This is a genomic window from Flavobacterium sp. (assembly GCF_027531705.1).
GTDB lineage: Bacteria > Bacteroidota > Bacteroidia > Flavobacteriales > Flavobacteriaceae > Flavobacterium.
In genome coordinates, this window is the sequence record NZ_JAPZSP010000007.1 from 25,140 (window position 1) to 48,380 (window position 23,241).

Sequence of the window (23,241 nt, forward strand, 5' to 3'; positions counted from 1 at the left end):
TTTATAAGATTGGGAGCATCCAAATTATATCTTTGTATTTTTTGTTATAATTAGAAGAATTTGCCTTTTTAGCATCTTCTAAGTTGTCATATCTTTCAAGAAAAACATAGTTCCACTCACCACTTGCTGTTGTGAAAAAACCACTTTTCTTCAAGCCCAATTTTCGTAATTCTGCTAATTTTTTCTCAGCAGTTGCTTTGTCACTATACACATTTGTAATTAGATAATAACCTTTTTTGATACTACCGTTTTTTTCAGGTAGAATTAAATAGTTTATATCTTCTTCTTCAGCTATTTTTTTGAATTTATCAATTTTATCTTTCGATGTTTTATTGTCTATAGCAACTTCTTTGTCATATACTTTTTTCTTGTAGCGTCTTATTTCTTCTTCTTCTAACGTTTTTGTTTTATCTAATTCTTTTTTCTTAGTTTTAGTAGGTTTTGAAGGTACATAATCGTCATTACTGCTAAAGGCATAAGCTAAATAAAATTCATGTGTTGGACCTAAATTTGTAATCTCATCTTTTAATCCTTTTTCATAATTATATCCAATGGCAAATTTTGATAATAAATTAAAACCAACGCCCAATGAAGCTCCATACAAACTGTTATATGAACCTTGCAACCAACCAGCTCTTGGCATATTATATAAAAAACCACCAGTATATTCTAAATCTTCATTTTTAGAGTATTTTGCTCTAGTTAATAAAGTTAAATCACTGTTTTCAAATATGTTACTTGCTTCACTTTTTGAAGAGCTATACATCAAATGACCGGAATATGTTTTTTCAGCAAAAGGTGTTTGAATTTTGCTTGTAGTAAAATTATAATCTACCAAATTATCTCCATAAATACCAATATTAAATTGACTTATTTGAAGAGAAATACCCGGATTTAAAAGCAATAAATTTGTTTTTTCATACTGATTAAACAATGTTTCAGGCTCAGCAGTTATAATTCTGGTTCTATCTAAATCCGAACTAAAACCTATGACATTAAATCCTAAACCTAAGACAGTGTTTTCAGATAAATTTATGCCTCTAGAATAATTTCCTATTGCACCAATGCTTTTCCAAACACCAACCGTTTTTTGATACAAGCTTAATCCATAACCACTTTTTTGATAGTTGTTTCCGTTAAAACTTATCAAATAGGTTTTTGGAGCATCACTAGTTTCAAACCATTGACTTCTATGGTTTAAAATTATTTCTGCTTTATTAGTATTAAACAGTGCAAAGGATGGATTAATATAATTTCTATTAAACTTGATAAACGTTTGAGACGGCATATCAAATTTATCTACGATGTTTTGTGAGCTTACGGAGCTCATTTTTAAACATATAACAAAAAAAAGAATAGGTGTAATTTTCCTCATATTTATTTTGTTATTATAGATAATGTTCCTTTAGCAACTATTGAATTTTTTTTCAAAATTTTATAATAATAAACAGTGTTGTTTTTCACAAATCCTTCTAATGGCCAATTATTTGAATAGTTTTTCGTTCTTAAAATTTCTTCATTTGATGCAGTAAAAATTACAACTTCTACATCTTCTTTACCTACATATTCATCAGGTAATATCCAAGTATTATTACTATCATCATTATTTGGGGTAATTGTATTAGGAATAATTCCATCACCACTAGGAATTTCTTTTACAGTAACTATAAAACTTCTAGTAATAGTACAACCACCAATTATGGCATTCAACTCTATTGTTTCTGCTTGATTTATTACTAAATTTGAATCAGTTCCTACCACAACATTATCTGCTTTCCATTCATATGATTCTCCTCCCGAAGCAGTAATAGTCATTTGTTCACCAGAAGTTATTTCTATTTCTGAACCAGAAATTATTTCTAATCCTGAATCATCAAATATTTTTAATCCTGAATCATCAATTTCAGTTAAGGTTATATTGTTTGAAGTCAAACCACAATTAGGAGTAGTGATTTTTAAGTGATAAATCCCAGCTTCTGTTGCGGTATAGTTATCATTATTTGCATTAGGAATAGCCGAATTATTCAAATACCATTGATATGAATTTAAACTTGAAATATTAGAGGTAGTAAGCACAATTCCAGTTGAAGGACAAATAACCGTTTCATTATTTTCTGATGCAATTACTAAAATAGGTACTGGAATGGCAAACATGCTAACAGCTTGAGAGTAGGCATTGTTTGTACATGTGCCATAATCTATACTAGCATAATAATTTCCTGCTTGCGTAACTTGTATTGATGAAGAAATTTCTCCGGTAAGTAAATTACCATCTCTAAACCATTTATATTTAAGTTGAGGATATTGTAGCGGACTATTACTTGAATTATCAACACTTAATAAATAGCTCGAATTTTGACAAAAACTTTGGTTCGAAATATTATTATTTATTGTAAATGGTTCATTATAAATAGAGTAATTTGCTGAAAATGAATCACTTAATATACTAAAACTAGCTGGCGAAGTGCTTCTTATTCTTATTCTGTATGCTGAGCCAGCTACTGTTATAGGCATGGCAAATGAAACCAAAACGGGTGAAGTTTGTGAATTAGAGGTTGTAAGTTGAGTTGGTGATGTAAAACTTCCAGTTTCATCTGATAATTCTACTATAAAGTTATTATCAGAATTTGGTTGAGGGTTAAATGAAAAAGTTAAAGTGAAATTATTAAAAGTAGGTGATGAACACACTTGTGTAAATCCTAGAGAAGGTTTTAAAATGTTTATTTGTGAGTAACAGTTTGCGCTTATCACAACAAGACAAAAGATAGAAAAAAATGTTCTATTTTTGATAACTAAAGAATTTAATATTCTATCAAACATAATTCACACAATTTGTTATAAACATTAAGACCCTTAAATACTTACAAAAGTATAAAAACTCTTTTAAATTTCGACTTTAAATTTCCTACAAACTAACAAATATATGCAAATAAACTAATATTTTCGCATTTTATCGATAATAAATAAAAAATAACCTACACCTTTTTTCAAAGAAGTTGTTTATAAATAGAATTAATTGTTGATAAAAATCCTTATTTTTGCAAAAAAGTAAAGTAATGTCAGAAGAAAAGTCACTCAATTTTATTGAACAAATCATAGAAGAAGATTTAAAAAATGGTTTGTCTAATGATAAACTTCGTTTTCGTTTTCCGCCTGAACCAAACGGATATTTACACGTTGGTCATGCGAGTGCTATTTGTTTAAATTTTGGCTTAGGAATTGATTATCAAGCGCCAGTAAATTTGCGTTTTGATGATACCAATCCTGCAAAAGAAGAACAGGAATTTGTTGACGCAATCAAAAGAGATGTAGAGTGGCTTGGTTTTAAATGGGATAAAGAATGTTATGCCTCTGATTATTTTCAAGAATTATACGATTGGGCAGTTCAGTTTATTAAAGATGGAAAAGCCTATGTTGATAGCCAATCTTCTGAAGAAATGGCTATTCAAAAAGGATCACCAACAACTCCAGGAACCGATTCTCCATACAGAAATCGTTCGGTTGAAGAGAATTTAGACCTTTTTGAAAGAATGAAAAATGGAGAATTTCCAAATGGAACACACATTCTTCGTGCTAAGATAAGTATGGGCGCTAATAATATGTTGATGCGTGATCCAATTATGTATCGAATTTTACATGCTCATCATCATAGAACTGGTGATAAATGGTGTATTTACCCTATGTACGATTGGGCACATGGCGAAAGTGACTATTTAGAACAAATTTCACATTCGTTTTGTACGTTAGAATTTTTGCCACACAGAGAATTGTACGATTGGTTTTTAAATCAAATTTATGATAGTAATAAAGTGCGTCCAAAGCAACGTGAATTTGCCAGAAGAAATCTTTCGCATACTGTAGTTTCTAAAAGAAAACTATTGCAATTAGTTCAAGAAAAGCACGTTACTTCTTGGGATGATCCAAGAATGAGCACTATTTCAGGAATGAGAAGACGTGGTTATACACCAGCATCAATACGAAATTTTGCCAATACAATCGGAATCGCAAAACGTACAAATCTTATAGATGTTTCACTTTTAGAGTTCTGTGTTCGCGAAGATTTGAACAAAACAGCTCCAAGAGTTATGGCGGTTTTAAACCCTGTAAAATTGGTAATTACAAATTATCCTGATGGAAAAGAAGAAAGTTTAGAAGCTGAAAACAGTCAAGAAGATGCTAGTTTAGGTTTCAGACAAGTGCCTTTTTCTAGAGAATTATATATAGAAAGAGAAGATTTTCAAGAGGAAGCCAATAAGAAATTTTTCCGTTTGACTTTAGGTACTGAAGTTCGTTTAAAAAATGCTTATATCATTAAAGGAGAATCAGTTGTAAAAGATTCGGAAGGAAATATCACTGAAATTCACTGTACTTACGACGAAGATTCTAGAAGCGGAAGTGGAACAGAAGCAAGCCAAAGAAAAGTAAAAGGAACCATTCATTGGGTTTCAATAAAACACGCAATTGAAGCTGAAGTTCGTCTGTATGACCGACTTTTTACTCACGAAAATCCTGATGGTGATAAAGATGTAGATTTTAAAGAATACATTAACCCAAACTCTTTAGAAGTAATTACAGGATATCTTGAACCAAGTTTGGCTTCTGCAAAAGATGGTGAAAGATTTCAATTTCAACGATTAGGATATTATTGTGTTGATAAAGATTCTTCTTCAGAAAAATTAGTTTTTAACAAAACAGTTGGCTTAAGAGATACTTGGGCAAAAGTGGAAAGTAAAGAATAATTTCAAAATAGTTTTTATTTATGAAACCCAGCAGAAATGTTGGGTTTTTCTATTATATAAAGTTTCTATAGTTATTTAATTTTAATAGAAATTCACTATTAAAAACGACCTTCATATTTTAATTCTAATCAATTTTTAAAAATCAAGCAACATAATCAACCAAACCGCTTATAAACGTTCATTATTTCGCTTTAAAATGATTTTCGATTCTTTAACGGTGATTTAACACTACGACATGATAAAATTTTGTAATTTTAGAATAATTAAAACATAAAGTTATGTCAAGTAAAAATGGAAATAGCATTTTAGCAATTTTAGCAGGTGCTGCAATAGGAGTTGGGTTAGGAATTTTATTTGCACCTGACAAAGGTTCAAAAACAAGAGAAAAACTAAAAGAAGGTTTTGATGATTTAAAAGGAGAAGCCAAAACCAAGTGGGATGCTCTTGAAGAAGAAACCAAAGAAAAATTTTCTAAAACCAAAGATGACTTGAAAGAAACGGTAGAAAATTTACTTTCCAATTCAAGTTACAAAGCGGAAGAAGCAATCACATTTTTAGAAGAAAAATTAGCCGAATTAAAAAAGGAAAACGCAAAACTTCAGAAATAATGGCTTTTGAAGAACTAAAAGAAAATACAGATGCCATTCAAGAAAATGCCAAAGCTTATATAGATAGCAGTTTAGCATACTACAAACTTTGGGGTTTTAAAGTGGCTATGAAATCAACTACACTAATGCTCAAGTTTTTCTTGATAGCATTGTGCTTGATGATTGTTTTACTTTTTATTTCTATTGCAGGAGCAATGGCTTTAGGACAATTATTTGATAGTTATCCTCTTGGATTTCTTGCTGTTGCAGGAGTTTATTTGGTATTGGCGTTGTTATTGTTTTTAGTAAAAGATAAAATAGTAGAAGGTCCAATTTTAGAGAAATTTTCAGAAATATTTTTTAATGATTAACTTATGGAAACAAAAAAATATTCCTCTTACGCACAAATTGAAAATGATTTGGAAATTCTGAAAGTTGAAAAAGAACTCTATTATCAAAAAATGCTTTTAAGTGTTGAAAAAACCAAAGAAAGTATTCTTCCTTCCAAATCGATATCTTTTCTTGGAAATTTGTATCAAAAAGCATTTTCTGGAACGTATGGAACACTTTTAAAAATAGCAATTCCTTATATTATCAATTGGTATATAAACAGAAAAAGAGGCGATTAAGCCTCTTTTTTTATCTGAAATATTACATTAAACTTCGTCAGTTGGATTAGAAGTATCACTAGGATTAAAATCAGTTGAAGTGTGATCATTTTTTGCTTTCACACGTTTTGGTTGGTTTTTCATAGTTTCACCAATTTGGTTACTTGCCGTAAAACTTGCCACCATATTATTCAACATATCGCTTCCAGCTTGCGGTGAATTTGGTAATAAAATCAAATTCGAATTAGTATCTGCACCAATTGCTTGTAAAGTATCATAATGTTGTGTAACTACGATTAATGCAGAAGCTTCTTGAGAATTAATTCCAACAGAATTCAATACTTCAACACTTTCTACCAATCCACGAGCAATTTCTCTTCTTTGGTCGGCAATACCTTGACCTTGCAATTTTTTACTTTCTGCTTCCGCTTTTGCTTTTGCAACAATTCTAATACGTTGAGCTTCAGATTCAAATTCAGCAGCCGTTTTTTCTCTATCAGCTGCGTTGATTCTGTTCATCGCATTTTTAACTTGAATATCGGGATCAATATCGGTTACTAAAGTATTGATAATGTCATAGCCGTAAGTTGTCATTGCTTCGTTCAATTCACGTTTTACAGCAATAGCAATATCGTCTTTTCTAACAAAAACGTCATCCAAAATCAATTTAGGAACTTCGGCACGAACTACGTCAAAAACATACGCAGTAATCTGATCGTGAGGATATTCTAATTTGTAAAAAGCTTCATAAACTTTGTCTTGAATAACTTTAAACTGAACCGAAACTTTCATTTTGATAAACACGTTATCTTTAGTTTTAGTTTCAATCAAGACATCTAATTGTTGAATTCTTAAGTTAACTCGACCAGCAACTCTGTCAATAACCGGAATTTTAAGTTGTAAACCTGAGTTTCTAATACTCGTAAATTTTCCAAAACGCTCAATAACGACAGCGGTTTGTTGTTTTACAGTAAAAAAAGAGGAAAGCAGAATAAAAATTCCCAATCCTAAAAAGAAATAGATAAATACGTTCATTTGTTATTTTGATTAATTTGTTATAACTATTATACGCACAAAATATCAATATGTTACAAATAAAATTAAATGGCTTATTCTTTTTTTAAAAACTAATTAATATATATTTGTCAGATTTTTAAAACTAAATTTATTTAACAAAAGTATTATGAAAAAAAATTTAATGTTTTTCTTTATGATTGGTTCACTTATGCTAACCAGTTGTGTAAAGGAAGAACCCGTATCTTGTGTTTTGCCATCAGTAGAAACGACAAGTAATTCTCCAGTAATTTCAGGAGGAACAATTAATTTATCTACACCATTAATTCAAGATACTTCGTATAGTTACAGTTGGAGTGGTCCTAATGGTTTTAGTTCAAGTTTACCAAACCCTACAATTAATAATGCAACAGCAGCAATGGCTGGAGATTATAAATTAAAAGTAAAAAAAGGAATATGTGAAAGTATTGAGAGTGTTGTAACTATGGAGGTTATTCCAAATCCTGTTGCATGTAATCCTACTAATAATACAATGAGTTATTCAGGAGGAGTGCTTGATCCAATTACGTTTACTTCTATTTATTCATCAGTAAGTTCCGGTAATTATACTTTAAATGCAGATGGAAATGACGATATTGAGCTGATTTTTTACAATGGAAATACTCCTGCAACTGGATTATACAATATTAAAGATTGGACTTCAACTCTTGCTAGTAATGAGGTTGGTTTAACGTTGTTAAAATCGGGATACTTTTTTTCAGCTAATTCGGGTGTTGTATCTGTCACATTGGTTAATAATAAACTAACTTTTGCTTTTTGTGAAGTATTATTCAATTCCTCACAAGCATTTCCAGTTGTTGTAAAGGGTTCTGCTAAAATAACTAAACCTTAAACTTATGAAAAAGATAGTATTGCTGTTTTTATTTTTGGTAAGTTCATTAAGTTCATTTTCTCAAAATTCTTACTTCGTTGATAAGAAAGGCGGAAGAACAATAATGGATAATCAATCTGTTAGAGTTATTTTAATCGACAAAAGAATATCCTATTCATTACCAGGTAAAACTTGGGAAAAATATGTAAAGTTTGACGATTTAGATTATGCAGTTGTTGGTTCTAGTTTATTAAGGTCTTTTAAGTTAAATAATAAAAGACCACATAGCGTCTTTTTTGTTTTTGGAGAAAAAGAAGACAAACAATTAATAGGTGTAAAAATCACTACAACTGTAACAAGCGGAAGATCTTCCTATTCAACAGATTCTTATCGATTGCTTGTAATTGATAGTAATCAAATGATTATTGATGATGTAAATTTTAATTCAAGTGCTAAAAGCTCAAAAAAGGGTGACAAGGAAAAGGTAGCTCCAATGGTCGAAAAACATTTTTCAGATTGTCCTGATGTATTAGCTAAACTAGAAATATATAGGACATCAATAGAAGGGTTTTTTACTGACACAACATATATCAATTGCAAAAAATAAATAAAATGAAAAAATATTACTTTATAACTCTATTAGTAGTTTCTTTAAATGCATACAGTCAAGCGCCAAGGGCTTTTTATGTAACAGCGGGGTTTTCCCAATCAGCTTTAGAATCAAAAGATTTGTTATCGACTGCTGGAGCTGGTTTTATGGCAGGTGTAGATTTTAATTTTGGATATCATCAAACATATAATTATCAAGTTGAAATTTTATATAATGAAAACATCTTAAACCTAAAAACTACTGATGTTAATCTTTTAGAAGTTAAAGAATCAAAATACAAATATTCAAATATTGAATTAGGTTTTTATGTTAACTATTATTTTATTAAACCTGACGAAGATAAATTTTATCTTGGCACACAATTAGGCGGTTTTGTATCTTTTCTTGATCCAATTCAACCTTCAAAAGGTGCAGATGTAAACGGAGAATTATACTTACCCTACTTACTTGAAGAAAATGACTTGCAGAAAACTTCTCAATTTAATTACGGACCAGGATTAGGTCTAACGGGTGGTTATAACAAATTTAGATTTGATTTAAGATATAGTATGGGGTTTGCAAATATATTATCGGGAGTTCAAACCGATAGTTTTAATGATAATAATATTTATACAGGTCCAATATTAGAAGCTAAAACAAGAGGAATTTCTTTTGGTATAAGTTATGAAGTTTTCTAGATAAAAAAAGAAAAGCCCTGAAATTTCAGGGCTTTTTTTTCTATAAACTTGCTATCGCTTTTTCCAATCGCTTAATAGTTTCATCTTTTCCAATCATTTCTACTATATCAAAAAGATGTGGACCTTTCAAAGCACCAACCAAACTCAATCGGAAAGGTTGCATTACTTTTCCCATTCCAATTTCGTTTTTTGTCATCCAATCTTTTACAATCGTTTCGATAGTTACCGATGTGAAATCTCCAATATTTTCTAGTACTGAAATCAATTGTTGCATTAAATTTGGTGTTTCTTCTTTCCAATTTTTAGCTGCTTTTTCATCATACGATGTTGGTGCAACAAAGAAATAATCTGATAATTCCCAGAAATCTGAAACGAAATTTGCTCGTTCTTTTATTAAGGAAACTACTTTCGTTAACTTTTCTTCTGTCACACTGAGCGCAGTCGAAGTGCCTTTTTCAGCCAAAATAGGAGCGAAGGCTTTTGCCAAATTTTCATCACTTTGTTTTTGCAAATATTGATGATTAAACCATTTATTTTTCTCAGGATCAAATTTAGCTCCAGCTTTATGAACTCTATTCAAATCAAATTTTTCAGCCAATTCTTCTAACGTAAATAATTCTTGATCGGTTCCGTCATTCCAGCCTAATAAGGCTAAAAAATTTACAACTGCTTCTGGGAAAAAACCTTTTTCTCTATAGCCATCCGATTTTGTCATGCTGGAAGCATCTGTCCATTCTAATGGAAAAACAGGAAATCCCATTTTGTCGCCATCACGTTTTGATAATTTTCCGTTTCCAATTGGTTTTAAAATCAATGGTAAATGGGCAAATTCTGGCGCTTCCCAACCAAATGCTCTATATAGTAAAATGTGTAATGGCATTGATGGCAGCCATTCTTCACCACGAATTACATGTGAGGTTTCCATCAAATGATCATCAACAATATTGGCTAAATGATACGTCGGCATTCCGTCAGATTTGAACAAAACTTTATCGTCTAACAAATTGCTTTCAAATTTTATATCACCACGAATAATGTCATGCAAATGCAAAGTTTCATCAACAGGTGTTTTAAAACGAATAACATAATCTTGTCCAGCCGCAATTCTTTTTTCGGTTTCTTCTTTTGAAATTACTAACGAAGTATCCAATTTTTCACGATTGCTCCAATTGTATATAAATGTCTTTCCTTCAGCCTCATATTGTTTTCTCAACGTATCTAAACTTTCTGCCGTGTCAAATGCATAGTAAGCATTTCCAGACGCAATCAATTGATCCGCATATTGCTTGTATAAAGTTTTGCGTTCAGACTGACGATAAGGGCCAAATTTTTCATTCTTTCCAACGGTTTCACTTGGCGCGATTCCTAACCAATCTAAAGCTTCCATAATATATTGTTCTGCTCCAGGAACAAAACGATTTTGATCGGTATCTTCAATTCGTAAATAGAAGATACCATTATTTTTTTTGGCAAATAAATAATTAAAAAGCGCAGTTCGAACTCCGCCAATATGTAAAGGTCCAGTCGGACTTGGTGCAAAACGCACACGAACTTGTTTAGACATGGTTGTAAATTTTGGTCAAAGATACAACTGTCATTGAAATTGTCATTGCTATTGAAATTGATTTTTTCGTTTAGTAAAGATTTAACTTTTATTGTAAGTAGAAATTATTACTTTTATCGGTTATAAACAAATGATTAACAATTTTGGAAAACCAGAACATAATTTACAATAAACTTGAGCAGTTTATCAAGAAGTTTTACGCCAATGAGTTGCTACGTGGAACAATTTTCTTCGTTGGTCTCGGATTGTTGTATTTTATCTTCACTCTTTTTGTTGAGTATTTTCTTTGGCTAAAACCAACGGCTAGGACTATTCTATTCTGGACATTTATTCTTGTGGAACTTTTCTTGTTGGTTCGTTTTATTCTTTTTCCAATTTTCAAATTGTTTAAACTCCAAAAAGGAATTAACTATGATGATGCTTCCAAAATTATTGGAAATCATTTCAACGAAGTAGGAGACAAGCTTACCAACTTTTTGCAACTTTCTCAAGACGCCAATAAATCAGAATTACTTTTGGCTTCAATAGATCAAAAAGCCAATTCTTTGCAACCAATTCCTTTTGGAAATGCCGTTAATTTTTCAAAAAACAAAAAATATTTGCCATTAGCTATTATTCCGATTCTATTTGTTTTGTTTTTTATGATTTCTGGCAAAAGCGATATTCTTTCTCAAAGTTTCAATAGAGTAGTGCATTACAAAGAGCAATTTTTGCCACCAGCTCCATTTGAATTTCAAGTTTTGAATAAAAATCTTCAAACCGAACAGAATCAAGATTTTCTTTTGAAAGTAAAAACAGTGGGAAAAGTTGTTCCAGAAACTGCGATGATTTTTATTGGTGACGAAAGCTATTTTATGGAAACCACAAAAGCAGGTGAATTTCAGTTTGTAATTCCTAAACCAAAAGGGAATGTTGAGTTTCATATTGAAGCTAATGAAGTTTCTTCTAACGAATTTGAATTAAATGTGGTAACTGTTCCATCGATTGCTAATTTTGAAATGGTGCTGAATTATCCATCGTATCTAAATAAAAAGGCAGAAATTATTAAAGGAACAGGAAACGCCATTATTCCTGAAGGAACGCGAGTTACATGGAAAATGAACACTTTGGCAACTCAAAAAGTGGAATGGTTAGATTCAAATGTAAAGTATCCTTTTTCTAAGAATGAAAATCAATTTGTTTTAACTAAAAATATTTCTCAAAATACAGAATATCAAATCATTACTTCGAATACAAAAGTTAAAGATTATGAGAAACTTAACTATCAAATATCGGTTGTAAAAGATCAATTTCCAACAATCAATGTAAATAATGCTCCAGACAGTCTTAAAATTGCCAAAAACTATGTTTTAGGACAAGTTTCTGATGATTATGGGCTTTCTAAATTGCAAGTGATTTATTATCCAAAAGACAAACCAATGCAAGCCAAACGTGGAACAATTGCTGTTAAGAAAGAAGTTTACGATCAATTCGTTTTTGCTTTCCCAAGTAATTTGCCAATTGAAGAAGGTGTTGCTTACGAATACTATTTTGAGATTTTTGACAATGATGCTATTCATAATTATAAATCTACCAAGTCAGCTGTTTTTTCACATCGTGAATCTACCGAAGTAGAGAAAGAAGATGAGATGATGCAACAACAAAACAATAACATAAATTCATTAGAAAAGTCTCTTAAAACGCAAGAAAAGCAATTCAACGAAATGGAGAAATTGCAAAAGATGGGCAAAGAGAAAGACAATCTCGAATTCAAAGAACAACAGAAAGTAAATGATTTTATCCAACGTCAGAAACAACAAGACGAAATGATGAAAGAATTTGCTGAAAAGATGAAAGATAATTTAGAGAAGTTCAAAACCGATAAAAAGGATCAAGTAAAAGAATTATTGAAAGAACGTCTAGAGAAAGTTGATAAGGATTTTGAAAAGAATAAAAAGTTATTAGAGGAGTTAAAGCAACTCAACGACAAAATTCAAAAAGAGGAATTGTTTGAAAAAATGGAAAATTTCAAACAAAGCAGCAAAGCTCAAAACAAGAATTTGGAGCAATTGGTTGAGTTAACCAAAAGATATTATGTTCAGAAAAAAGCTGAGCAGATTGCTGATAAATTAGACAAGCTTGCAGAGAAACAAGATAAGTTAGCAGAAGACGAAAAAAATGATGCTAATAAGCAAGATGAAATAAATAAAGAGTTCGATAAAATTAAAGAAGAATTAAAAGAGCTTGAAAAAGAAAATAAAGAACTAAAAAAACCTTTAGATATTCCAAATGATGCGCAAAAAGAAAAAAGTATTGAGGATGATTTAAATAAAGCTAGTGAAGAATTAAAGAAACAAAATTCGTCAAAAGCAAAACCTAAACAAAAATCAGCTTCTAAAAAAATGAAAGAAATGTCTCAAGGCATGCAAATGGAAATGGAAGGCGGCGAAATGGAACAAATGGAAGAAGACGTCGCTATGTTGCGTCAGATTTTGGATAATCTTTTAGCATTCTCTTTTTCAGAAGAAGATGTTATGGGACAATTTAAAGGTTTGAAAAGAGGTTCGCCTTCGTTCAATAAATATTTAAAAAAGCAACAAGATTTGCGTGAACAATTTAAACATGTTGATGATAGTTTGTTTGCAATGTCATTGCGTAATCCAAAATTTACCGAAAACATAAATACCGAAGTTGGTAACGTACATTATAATGTGGACAAAGCACTTGATAATTTAGCTGAAGCTAATATTTCTAAGGGTGTTTCGCATCAACAATATGCTGTTTCATCTGCTAATAAATTAGCTGATTTTTTAAGCGATATTCTCAACAATATGCAAATGTCTATGTCTATGTCGGGTTCTGGATCAGGTAAAAAAGGAATGCCAAAACCAGGTCAAGGTAGTGGAGAAGGAATGCAGTTGCCAGACATTATCAAGAAGCAAGAAAGTTTAGCTGAAAAAGCTAAGCAAGGAAAGAAACCTGGAAAAAAACCTGGTGATGGAAAAGAAGGCAGTGAAGGTGAAAAAGAAGGAGGCAAAGAAGGAAAGGGCAAAGAAGGAAAATCTCGAAAAGAAGGTCAAGGTAAAAACGGAAAAGATGGTCAAGGCGGCGGTGGAAGTGGTCAAGGAAATAAAGATGGTGAAAATGGCGAAGATGGTGAAGGTGAAGCAGAACGCATAATGGAAATATACAAAGAGCAGCAACAATTGCGAGAAGCTTTGCAAAATGAATTAAACAAAAAAGGTCTTGGTGGTGTTGGTCAAGGAACGCTTGATCAAATGAAACAGTTGGAAAAACAATTGCTTAATAAAGGTTTTAATAACGATGTACTTCAAAAGATGATGAATCTTAAATATGAATTATTAAAACTTGAAAAAGCAGTTCAACAGCAAGGAGAAGAAAAGAAACGCCAATCTGAAACAAACAAAAAAGAGTTTACTAATACTTCAAATGCCTTGCCGCAACGTTTGCAAGAATATATCAATAGCATTGAAATATTAAACAGACAAACATTACCTTTGCGTGCAAATTACAACCAGAAGGTTCAAGAATATTTCAAAACAAATGATTAGTTTTAATTACGAAACAGAATTTCAGCTAGAAAACGAAACTCAATTTTCAGATTGGATTTCAAGAGTTATTCTGTCTGAAAACAAAAAGGAAGGCGACATCAATTATATCTTTTGTGATGATGAATACATACTCGAAATCAACAAGCAGTATTTAGATCACGATTATTATACAGATATAATTAGTTTTGACTATTCAGTAGGCAACGAATTGAATGGTGATATTTTTGTTTCTATTGATAGAGTAAAAGATAACGCAATTGATTTCAATGCCACATTTGATGATGAACTTAAAAGAGTGATCATTCATGGCATATTACACTACTGCGGATATAAAGACAAATCTGAAGAAGACGAAGCTTTAATGCGTAGTAAAGAAGATGAAAAAACAAAGATGTTTCACGTGGAACATTAACTTAAACATCTTTCAAAAATTATAAATCAAAATCGTTCCACGTGGAACATAAATAAAATGAATTCATAGTTGCGGTTCAATCGTAATTCGTAATTCGTAATTCGTAATTCAAAAAATGTTTAACACATACGATGTAATAGTAGTAGGAGCAGGACACGCTGGTTGTGAAGCAGCAGCAGCAGCAGCCAATTTAGGTTGTGCGACGTTGTTGGTTACAATGAGCTTGCAAAACATAGCGCAGATGTCATGTAATCCTGCGATGGGCGGCATTGCCAAAGGACAAATTGTGCGCGAAATTGATGCGCTCGGTGGTTATTCGGGAATTGTTTCCGATAAAACCGCTGTTCAATTCAAGATGCTCAATAAGTCAAAAGGACCAGCAATGTGGTCGCCAAGGGTTCAATCTGACAGAATGCGTTTCTCAGAAGAATGGCGTTTGATGTTAGAACGAACTCCTAATCTCGATTTTTACCAAGAAATGGTAAAAGGATTGCTAATCAAGAATAACAAAGTTGAAGGAATAGTAACTTCGCTTGGAATCGAAATCAAAGCCAAAACGGTTGTGCTAACCAATGGAACTTTCCTAAATGGATTAATTCATATTGGCGAAAAACAATTTGGTGGTGGTCGAGCTGGTGAAAGTGCTGCTTATGGAATTACGGAAGATTTGGTTAAAGCAGGATTTGAATCGGGTAGAATGAAAACAGGAACACCACCAAGAGTTGATGGTCGATCGTTAGATTATTCTAAAATGAATGAAGAACCTGGAGACATCCGTCCGGATAAGTTTTCTTATTCTGATGAAACCAAACCTTTGATACATCAAAAATCATGTCACATGACTTATACTTCGTTAGAAGTTCATGATATTCTTCGTGAAGGTTTTGATCGTTCTCCTATGTTTAATGGTAGAATAAAAAGTCTTGGGCCAAGATATTGCCCTTCTATAGAAGATAAAATCAATCGTTTTGCCGATAAAGAGAGACATCAATTATTTGTTGAGCCAGAAGGCTGGAATACTTGCGAAGTTTATGTAAATGGCTTTTCAACATCGCTTCCAGAAGACATTCAATTTAAAGCTTTAAGTTCAGTAGCTGGATTTGAAAAAGTAAAATTCTTTCGACCAGGTTATGCAATAGAATATGATTATTTTCCACCAACGCAATTAAAACATACTTTAGAAACCAAGTTGGTTGAAGGTTTATATTTCGCTGGACAAATAAATGGTACGACAGGATATGAAGAAGCTGCTTCTCAAGGAATGATGGCTGGAATTAATGCAGCTTTAAAAGTCAAAGAAGAAGAACCATTAATTCTAAAACGTGACGAAGCTTATATTGGTGTTTTAATTGACGATTTAATTACTAAAGGAACCGAAGAACCTTATAGAATGTTTACTTCTAGAGCAGAATATAGAACTTTATTACGTCAGGATAATGCCGATGCTCGTTTAACACCTAAGTCGTTCAAAATTGGTTTAGCATCTGAAAAGAGAATGCGTCGAATGGAAGAGAAGTTTTCTAAAAGTGATGCAATGGTTGCTTTTTTCAAAGAAACCAGTGTTACTGTCGAAGAAGCCAATCCAATTCTTGAAGCTAAAGGAAGTTCACCGATGAATCAATCTGATAAAATGTTCAAAGTCTTTTCAAGACCACAAATGGAGTTAGATGATTTTATTAAATTTGAAAAAGTACAAGAATATATCAACGCTAATGATTTAGATAAAGAAATAATAGAGCAGGCCGAAATCCAAGTAAAATATTCTGGCTATATCGAAAAGGAAAGAAACAACGCTGATAAATTGACAAGATTAGAAGACGTTAAAATTCCTAAAAACTTCGATTATAACAAAATCAAATCAATGTCGATAGAAGCGAAACAGAAATTATCTGCCATACGACCTGTAACCATTTCACAAGCATCAAGAATAAGCGGAGTTTCACCAAGCGACATTTCCGTGTTATTAATTTATATGGGAAGATAATAATAGTTGACAGTCTAAGTTTTCAGATGTAAACATTCCGTCTACGTTCCACGTGAAACATTTTTTAAAAACATTGAAATTAAAAGGTTTTCAGCTGCAAACTGTGACTGAAAACTGAAAACTAAATAAAATGAATATTGTAAACGCCAAACCTTTTTTAACAGTAAAAGATCATTCGGTTTCTCGAGAAACTTTCGAGTTGCTTCACGATGCCGATTTGGATATGTTGATTACGCATCCGCAACCTTCTTTAGAAAAATTACCGAACTACTACGAAAGCAAGGATTATATTTCGCATACCGACGGAAACAAATCGCTTTTTGAAAAATTATATCAATTTGTAAAAAGTATTGCTTTAAAAAACAAATTGAAATTAATCAACGAGCAATCACCTAAAGGAAGAATTTTAGATATTGGAGCAGGTGTTGGCGATTTTTTATCCGTTTGTAAAAATGATGGTTGGCAAACGGTCGGAATTGAACCTAGCGAAAAAGCAAAAGCAATTGCTATTCAAAAAGGCGTTTCATTTGTAAATGATTTAGCTTCGTTAGAAAACAATTCATTTGACATAATTACCATGTGGCACGTTTTAGAACACGTTCCTAATCTTGAAGAATATATTTCAGAATTGAAAAGATTGATAAAACCAAACGGAACTATAATTATTGCTGTTCCCAATTTCAATTCTTTTGACGCAAATTATTATGGTAAATTTTGGGCAGCTTACGATGTGCCAATTCATCTTTGGCATTTTTCAAAAACAGCTATCGCAAAGTTATTTGCACCACAAAAATTAAAATTGCAAAAAGTGCTCCCAATGAAATTTGACAGTTTTTATGTGAGCTTACTTTCTGAAAAATATAAAAATGGAAAAATGAACTACCCAAAAGCATTTTGGATAGGATGTAAGTCCAATCGCTACGGAAAACGCAATTCGGAGTATTCCTCACACATTTATATCCTAAAAAACGAATAAAAAGCTAAATTAAACGAAATTTTAAACGATTTTAGGTCGAAATAAGGATTTTGTCGACATTTTTATAAAGTTTTTTTAAATCGCTTTATATGAATTCACTTTCGATAAAGTTTTAAAATCGATTAAATAAAAGCAATAACATTTTCTTATAGTTAACCAAAACAACTTTTTTTACTACTTTTGAACAAAATCATTTTATAAAATTAAAAAATCCCACATGAAAAAAGCAATAGTAATTTTAGCATTGACAGCAACCATTTTTTCTTGTCAAAAAGCAACCGAAACAAAAGAATTTAAAACAGCTTATGTTGACACGATGGAATTGTTGAAAAATTATGACGAAGCTAAAGACATCGAAACAAAATATAAAGAAAAAGCTAAAACTATGGGAACCGATTTGCAAGCCGAAGTAGCAAAATTCCAGACAGAAGCTCAAAATTTTCAAGCTAATGCTCAAAAAAATGGTCAGGCTTGGGCTCAGAAAAAAGGAGCAGAATTGCAACAAAAAGAGCAACAGTTAACTTATGCTCAACAAGCAATTCAAAGACAATTAGAAGAAGAAAGTGGTAAAGAAATGGATTCCTTAAAGTCAAATTTGAAGAAATTTATCAAAGATTATGGCAAGAAAAACGGTTATACTTACATATATGGAACAGGTGAAGTAGCCACTGTTTTATACGCAGAAGACAAGCTTGATATCACTAAAGAAATGATCAAATTGATCAATGAAAATTATAAAAGCAAACCAAAAACTACTGAAAAAGAAGCAGTTAAAACTGATTCGACAGCAGTAACAAAATAAATAAATAAACTATTTTTGCATAAAACCTTCACTTTTTTAGTTGAAGGTTTTTTTGTTTTTGCACTTCAAGTAAAATTTATATCTTTGACTTTTAAACACATACAAGCCATGGAATTTATATCAGCCGAAGCAAAATACGTTTTGCAATTTATCAACCAAACCAATCGTTCCATTTTTCTAACCGGAAAAGCAGGAACTGGAAAGACTACACTTCTTAAAGAAATTATCCAAACAACACATAAAAATTGTGTCGTTGTCGCACCAACTGGAATTGCAGCACTAAATGCTGGCGGTGTAACCATTCATTCGATGTTTCAGTTGCCTTTTGGTGGTTTTATTCCAGATAATTCTTCGCCACAATTCAACGAAAACTCTAAGTTTGAAAGTCGCGCAACACTTCGTAGACATTTCAAAATGAGCAGTTTAAAACGTTCTGTTATACGAAACATGGAATTGCTTATTGTAGATGAAGTGAGTATGTTACGCTCCGATTTGTTAGACGCAATGGACTTTATGTTGCAATCAGTTCGTAAAAACAACCGTGCTTTTGGCGGTGTTCAAGTGCTTTTTATTGGCGATTTATTGCAACTTCCACCTGTAATTCGTGATGAAGAATGGCGAACTTTGAGAAATTATTACAGAGGAAAATTCTTTTTTCATTCGCATGTTATCGAGCAAAATCCACCGCTATATATTGAATTATCTAAGATTTTCCGTCAAACCGATGAGCGATTTATTTCGGTTTTGAATAATCTTCGAAATAATACAATTACTCAAAATGATATTCAAATTCTAAATGAGTTTGTAAATCCTAATTTTGATTTAAAAACTAATAAAGGTTATATAACACTTACAACGCATAATGCAAAAGCGGATGCAATAAATATTCAGTCACTACTTGATTTAGAAGGCGAATCAAAGGTTTATAAAGCCGAAATTACAGACGATTTTCCAGATAAAATATATCCAATAGAAGAATATTTGGAGCTCAAAGTTGGAGCGCAAATTATGTTTATCAAAAACGATTTATCTTTCGAAAAAAAATTCTTTAATGGCAAAATGGGTTTTGTAAAAGCCATTTCTGAAAAAGAAATTCTAGTCCATTTTCCTGATGAAAACCGTACAATCGAAGTCGAAAAGTATGAATGGCAGAACATTAGGTATTATGTAAATGAAAATACCAAAGAAATTGAAGAAGAGGTTTTAGGAACTTTTGTGCATTATCCTATCAAACTGGCTTGGGCGATAACCGTTCATAAAAGCCAAGGATTAACGTTTGACAAAGCTGCGCTCGATGTTTCGCAAGTTTTTTTGCCAGGACAAGCCTATGTTGCCTTATCGCGTTTACGTTCTTTAAATGGCCTAATTTTGCTTTCTCCGTTGCGAATGAATGGTATTTCTAACGATCAAGATGTGATGGAATATGCCAATAATAAAGCCACCGAAGAAGTTTTGGAAAACACCTTGCAGCAAGACACCAAAAATTTTATTCATAACTATTTGAGCAACAGTTTTGATTGGTCAGATTTGGCGCAAGAATGGCGAAACCATCAGTTTAGTTACAACGAAAAATCGGATGCGTCAGAAAAATCAAAGCATGCCATTTGGGCCAAAAAGTGTACCGAAGAAATCGATAAATTAATCGAACCTTCTCGAAAATTCATTTTACAACTAAACAAATTGTTTTCACAAGAAATTGATTTACAATTTGTTAATGAGAGAATTCAAGCGGCATTTAATTACTTTTTACAACCAATGGATAATTTGGTTTACGAACTTTTGTGGAAACTAGAAGAAGTCAAACGAATTAAAAAAGTAAAAGCCTATTACGAAGAATTATTAGTGTTAGAAGAGCTTCAAATAAAAGCAGTTTTGCGCTTGATGAAAGCTAAATTATTGATAGAAACAATAGTAAACGGCGAAACAATTTCTAAAGAAAAACTAACTTCTGATGAAATTAAATATTACAGAATCAATAAGTTAAAAGTAATTTCAGAAGAATTCAAAAAAGTAAATGTAACGCTTATTGAAGATGAAGTTGATTTAGATCGATACGAGAAAAAGAAAAAGACCAAAGAACCCAAAAAATCAACGGTTCAAGAAACCTACGAATTGTGGATTCAAAAAAACACTATAAGAGAAATTGCTGCCATTAGAAAACTAACCGAAAATACTATTACGGGTCATATTACCAAGCTAATAGAGTCGGAAACGGTTTTACTATCAGATGTTTTACCAGAAGATAAAATTCAAGAATTAGCAGAAGCTTTCAAAGGATTTAAAGGTGATTCTGTAGCCGAATTAAAAGAAAAACACGGAGAAAAATTTACTTGGGAAGAATTGAAAATGTATAAGGCGAGTTTATAATTTTTTCTTCTTTTTACTCAATCTAAGTTCTTTTTTTTCTTGCTTTATAGCATTTAAACTATCTTTTATAAACTCTTTACTTTGGAAATAATTCACTTCTTTCTCAATGATTTTTATTTTAATTGGAAGAACTCTAGGAAGCATATAAATATTTGAACCAGGTAAAAAATAATGCATGTCATTAATTAGGATTTCCGAACCAATTTTTAATTCTTGAATTTTTAAATTTAATTCCTCATTAAATGTATTACCTGTGACTTGGATTATATTGTTTTTTGAAAAATAAACTTTAAATTCTGTTATAAGAAACATTGAACTTACTTCAAATAAATAATCTTCAAATTTAATATTAATCTGAGCATTCATTAATTCTTCTTTTGTCATTTCAACAATACAATTGTAGCAATTTCTACCATCGATGGTGCTAATTGGATTAGAAATAGGAAGAATTCTAAACGTATGTTCTTCAGTTATTACAGAATCATCGTTTTGTATAATAGTTAATTTTATTACAGAAGTTGCTCCTGCTTGAGGAGTTAAATAATAAATGTTGCCGGTTTTTTCCAATCCAGGACAAGTTACTGTAAATGATTTGCAATTTGGAACCGCAATTGAAATTGGATTTCTGATACCGCGATATACAACATTCATTTTTGTTGCTGAAACAACTCCTTTCAACGAATTTGTTTCCATAGAAACATTCGATTGTTGTGCGCAAATGGATATTGAAAATAAGAAAAAGGCAATTAGTTTTTTCATGTTGAAAATGTTTTATCAACTCAACCAAAAAACCGCTAAAACCGCAGGAATAAAGTATATGGCAATATTTCTTGCGCCGTCATAATCTTTGGCTAATCGTTGTCCAAAAAGCATCATAAGCAATGAAATACAAGAGAAAATTGCGCCATAAAAACCAAAAGTTCTTGAAGAATAAAACAACAACTGAAATATTCCCGCAACGCATAATATTCCCGCAATTAACTCAACAACTAATAATAAAAACACACTTTGTGGAACAAAATTCTTGAGATACGTTTTTTCAAAATGTGGTTTTAACCAACTCATATTATCGTTCCAATGAAAAACTTTGTCATGTGCCGACATTATAAACGTTATCGCCAAAAAAATTAAAACCAATATAGAAGCTGTATTGTTCATAGTATTATTTTTTGTGAATTAAACGAGTTAATTTTATGGATAAATCGGTCAAGATAATCTTCGCATTTCCGTTTCTTTCAATATGATACATCGCATCTGAAAGTTCTTTGAAAATATCTTGAATATTTTTACCATTGACAAAAGGAGCAAAATTTTCAAGCTTGAATTTATCGACTTTTGGTTCTAAATAAACCAATTTTGGTGTTTCGTAATTTAGTAACAAAGCTTGTCTAAACATATTGATGCAAAAATCCAGGAACTTTTTCTGTGTTTCTCTACCTAAACCTGCAATTTGGTCGCTCCAATTGATCAAATCCTGAATAGCAGCTGCGTTTCCTTTTGCTCTAAAAGCAGCACGAACCCAATCAACAAACCATTTTTCAAAATACGAATCTTCACCATCATCACTTAACAATTGCAAGGCTTTATTGAAATTTCCTTGCGCCTGATGTGCAATTTTGGTTGCCATTTTTGGGTCGATATTGTGTTTCAAAATCAATCCTTCTTCAATTACTTTTTCTGGCAAAGCATTAAAATGAACCACTTGACAACGCGAACGAATAGTTTGTATAATATCTTCTTCGTTTTCTGAAATTAGAATAAAAACCGTTTTATCTGTTGGTTCTTCAAGCAATTTCAATAATTTGTTAGAAGCGGCAATATTCATCTTGTCGGCCATCCAAATAATCATTATTTTATAACCACCTTCGTATGATTTTAAGGCTAATGATTTCAAAATTTCTTGCGCATCATCAACTCTAATTTCACCTTGTTTGTTTTTTACACCTAATAATTGATACCAATCAAACAAACTTCCGTATGGATTTTCCTTTAGAAATTGTCTGAAATCGGTAATAAAATCAATGCTTTTTGGTTTCGATTTTACATCATCAGTTGTAACGGTTGGGTAAATAAAATGCAAGTCAGGATGCGAAAAATGATCGAATTTCAAGTTACAAGCTTCATTTCCACCTGAATTTTCATCACCTGAATTTTGACATAAAATATACTGCGAATAAGCTATTGCTATTGGTAATGTTCCACAACCTTCAGGGCCAATAAACAATTGCGCGTGAGGAATTCTTCCTTGCGTAGCACTTTTTAGTAAGTGATTCTTATTGTATTCGTGACCTAATATTTCTGAAAATTGCATATAGCAAAGTTAACATAATAATTGAAATGACATCAAAATCATCATTAAAAATCTATTCATTAAAAAAACAATATTGTAGTACATTAATTATAAAATTAATAAAAAAATGTATTTCATCGATTTTTTAATGTTTTTTAGCGATTATTTAATTTTGATTTGTACTTTAGT

The 23,241-nt window shown here is 31.5% G+C and carries 20 protein-coding genes; 13 read left to right on the top strand and 7 right to left on the bottom strand.

Annotated features, from left to right (window positions below):
- Position 1 precedes the first annotated feature (1 nt).
- Positions 2 to 1,375, bottom strand: a complete 1,374-nt coding sequence (locus tag O9267_RS02945) for a PorP/SprF family type IX secretion system membrane protein (RefSeq protein WP_298175799.1) — start codon at positions 1,373 to 1,375, stop codon at positions 2 to 4.
- 2 nt (positions 1,376 to 1,377) lie between these two features.
- Entirely contained in the window at positions 1,378 to 2,688 is a 1,311-nt protein-coding gene (locus O9267_RS02950; protein ID WP_298175801.1) for a hypothetical protein, read from the bottom strand.
- Between the two features lie 368 nt (positions 2,689 to 3,056).
- Here O9267_RS02950 and O9267_RS02955 point away from each other — a divergent pair, with 368 nt between their 5' ends.
- The 4 genes from O9267_RS02955 (at position 3,057) to O9267_RS02970 (ending at position 5,955) form a co-directional block, all read left to right on the top strand.
- The gene (locus tag O9267_RS02955) at positions 3,057 to 4,739 is read left to right on the top strand and encodes a glutamine--tRNA ligase/YqeY domain fusion protein (RefSeq protein ID WP_298175803.1); all 1,683 of its coding nucleotides are present in this window, start codon (positions 3,057 to 3,059) and stop codon (positions 4,737 to 4,739) included.
- 278 nt (positions 4,740 to 5,017) lie between these two features.
- A complete protein-coding gene (locus O9267_RS02960) occupies positions 5,018 to 5,347 on the top strand; it encodes a YtxH domain-containing protein (protein ID WP_298175805.1) in 330 nt (109 codons plus the stop codon).
- Complete coding sequence (locus O9267_RS02965; RefSeq protein WP_298175807.1) at positions 5,347 to 5,697, top strand: competence protein; 351 nt, start codon at positions 5,347 to 5,349, stop codon at positions 5,695 to 5,697. Before O9267_RS02960 ends, O9267_RS02965 begins: the two co-directional genes overlap by 1 nt.
- Positions 5,698 to 5,700: 3 nt before the next feature.
- On the top strand, positions 5,701 to 5,955 hold the full coding sequence (locus O9267_RS02970; RefSeq protein WP_298175809.1) for a DUF6327 family protein: 255 nt from the start codon (positions 5,701 to 5,703) through the stop codon (positions 5,953 to 5,955).
- Positions 5,956 to 5,982: 27 nt separating this feature from the next.
- On the opposite strand, the gene O9267_RS02975 is transcribed toward O9267_RS02970, so the two are convergent.
- Positions 5,983 to 6,969 (bottom strand): SPFH domain-containing protein, encoded by a 987-nt coding sequence (locus O9267_RS02975; protein WP_298175811.1) that lies wholly within the window; start codon positions 6,967 to 6,969, stop codon positions 5,983 to 5,985.
- Between the two features lie 148 nt (positions 6,970 to 7,117).
- On the opposite strand from O9267_RS02975, the gene O9267_RS02980 reads away from it, so the two are divergent.
- Genes O9267_RS02980 through O9267_RS02990 form a run of 3 tightly spaced genes read left to right on the top strand, consistent with a single transcriptional unit; the run spans position 7,118 to position 9,106 of the window.
- Complete coding sequence (locus tag O9267_RS02980) at positions 7,118 to 7,840, top strand: hypothetical protein (RefSeq protein ID WP_298175814.1); 723 nt, start codon at positions 7,118 to 7,120, stop codon at positions 7,838 to 7,840.
- 4 nt (positions 7,841 to 7,844) lie between these two features.
- Complete coding sequence (locus tag O9267_RS02985; protein WP_298175816.1) at positions 7,845 to 8,426, top strand: hypothetical protein; 582 nt, start codon at positions 7,845 to 7,847, stop codon at positions 8,424 to 8,426.
- Positions 8,427 to 8,431: 5 nt separating this feature from the next.
- Positions 8,432 to 9,106, top strand: a complete 675-nt coding sequence (locus O9267_RS02990) for an outer membrane beta-barrel protein (protein WP_298175818.1) — start codon at positions 8,432 to 8,434, stop codon at positions 9,104 to 9,106.
- Between the two features lie 40 nt (positions 9,107 to 9,146).
- Here O9267_RS02990 and gltX read toward each other — a convergent pair whose 3' ends face one another.
- A complete protein-coding gene (gltX, locus tag O9267_RS02995; RefSeq protein WP_298175820.1) occupies positions 9,147 to 10,670 on the bottom strand; it encodes a glutamate--tRNA ligase in 1,524 nt (507 codons plus the stop codon).
- Positions 10,671 to 10,813: 143 nt separating this feature from the next.
- Here gltX and O9267_RS03000 point away from each other — a divergent pair, with 143 nt between their 5' ends.
- The 6 genes from O9267_RS03000 (at position 10,814) to O9267_RS03025 (ending at position 20,762) form a co-directional block, all read left to right on the top strand.
- Positions 10,814 to 14,221 carry a DUF4175 family protein gene (locus O9267_RS03000; protein WP_298175822.1) on the top strand — a complete coding sequence of 1,136 codons (3,408 nt, stop codon included), beginning with the start codon at positions 10,814 to 10,816 and terminating at the stop codon, positions 14,219 to 14,221.
- Positions 14,214 to 14,633: an rRNA maturation RNase YbeY gene (gene ybeY, locus O9267_RS03005; protein WP_298175824.1), complete on the top strand. Its 420-nt coding sequence runs from the start codon at positions 14,214 to 14,216 to the stop codon at positions 14,631 to 14,633. Before O9267_RS03000 ends, ybeY begins: the two co-directional genes overlap by 8 nt.
- 115 nt (positions 14,634 to 14,748) lie before the next feature.
- Complete coding sequence (gene mnmG / locus O9267_RS03010; protein ID WP_298175827.1) at positions 14,749 to 16,617, top strand: tRNA uridine-5-carboxymethylaminomethyl(34) synthesis enzyme MnmG; 1,869 nt, start codon at positions 14,749 to 14,751, stop codon at positions 16,615 to 16,617.
- 130 nt (positions 16,618 to 16,747) lie between these two features.
- Entirely contained in the window at positions 16,748 to 17,593 is an 846-nt protein-coding gene (locus tag O9267_RS03015) for a class I SAM-dependent methyltransferase (RefSeq protein WP_298175829.1), read from the top strand.
- 217 nt (positions 17,594 to 17,810) lie between these two features.
- Positions 17,811 to 18,395 (top strand): OmpH family outer membrane protein, encoded by a 585-nt coding sequence (locus tag O9267_RS03020; protein ID WP_298175831.1) that lies wholly within the window; start codon positions 17,811 to 17,813, stop codon positions 18,393 to 18,395.
- A gap of 108 nt (positions 18,396 to 18,503) precedes the next feature.
- A complete protein-coding gene (locus O9267_RS03025; RefSeq protein ID WP_298175833.1) occupies positions 18,504 to 20,762 on the top strand; it encodes a helix-turn-helix domain-containing protein in 2,259 nt (752 codons plus the stop codon).
- Here O9267_RS03025 and O9267_RS03030 read toward each other — a convergent pair.
- From O9267_RS03030 to O9267_RS03040, 3 genes are read right to left on the bottom strand one after another with little or no spacing between them, the layout of a single operon-like run.
- The gene (locus O9267_RS03030; protein ID WP_298175835.1) at positions 20,757 to 21,521 is read right to left on the bottom strand and encodes a GldM family protein; all 765 of its coding nucleotides are present in this window, start codon (positions 21,519 to 21,521) and stop codon (positions 20,757 to 20,759) included. The genes O9267_RS03025 and O9267_RS03030 overlap by 6 nt on opposite strands.
- A gap of 15 nt (positions 21,522 to 21,536) precedes the next feature.
- Positions 21,537 to 21,920, bottom strand: a complete 384-nt coding sequence (locus O9267_RS03035; RefSeq protein WP_298175837.1) for a DoxX family protein — start codon at positions 21,918 to 21,920, stop codon at positions 21,537 to 21,539.
- Between the two features lie 4 nt (positions 21,921 to 21,924).
- Positions 21,925 to 23,073: a DNA polymerase III subunit delta' gene (locus O9267_RS03040; RefSeq protein WP_298175839.1), complete on the bottom strand. Its 1,149-nt coding sequence runs from the start codon at positions 23,071 to 23,073 to the stop codon at positions 21,925 to 21,927.
- Positions 23,074 to 23,241 lie beyond the last annotated feature (168 nt).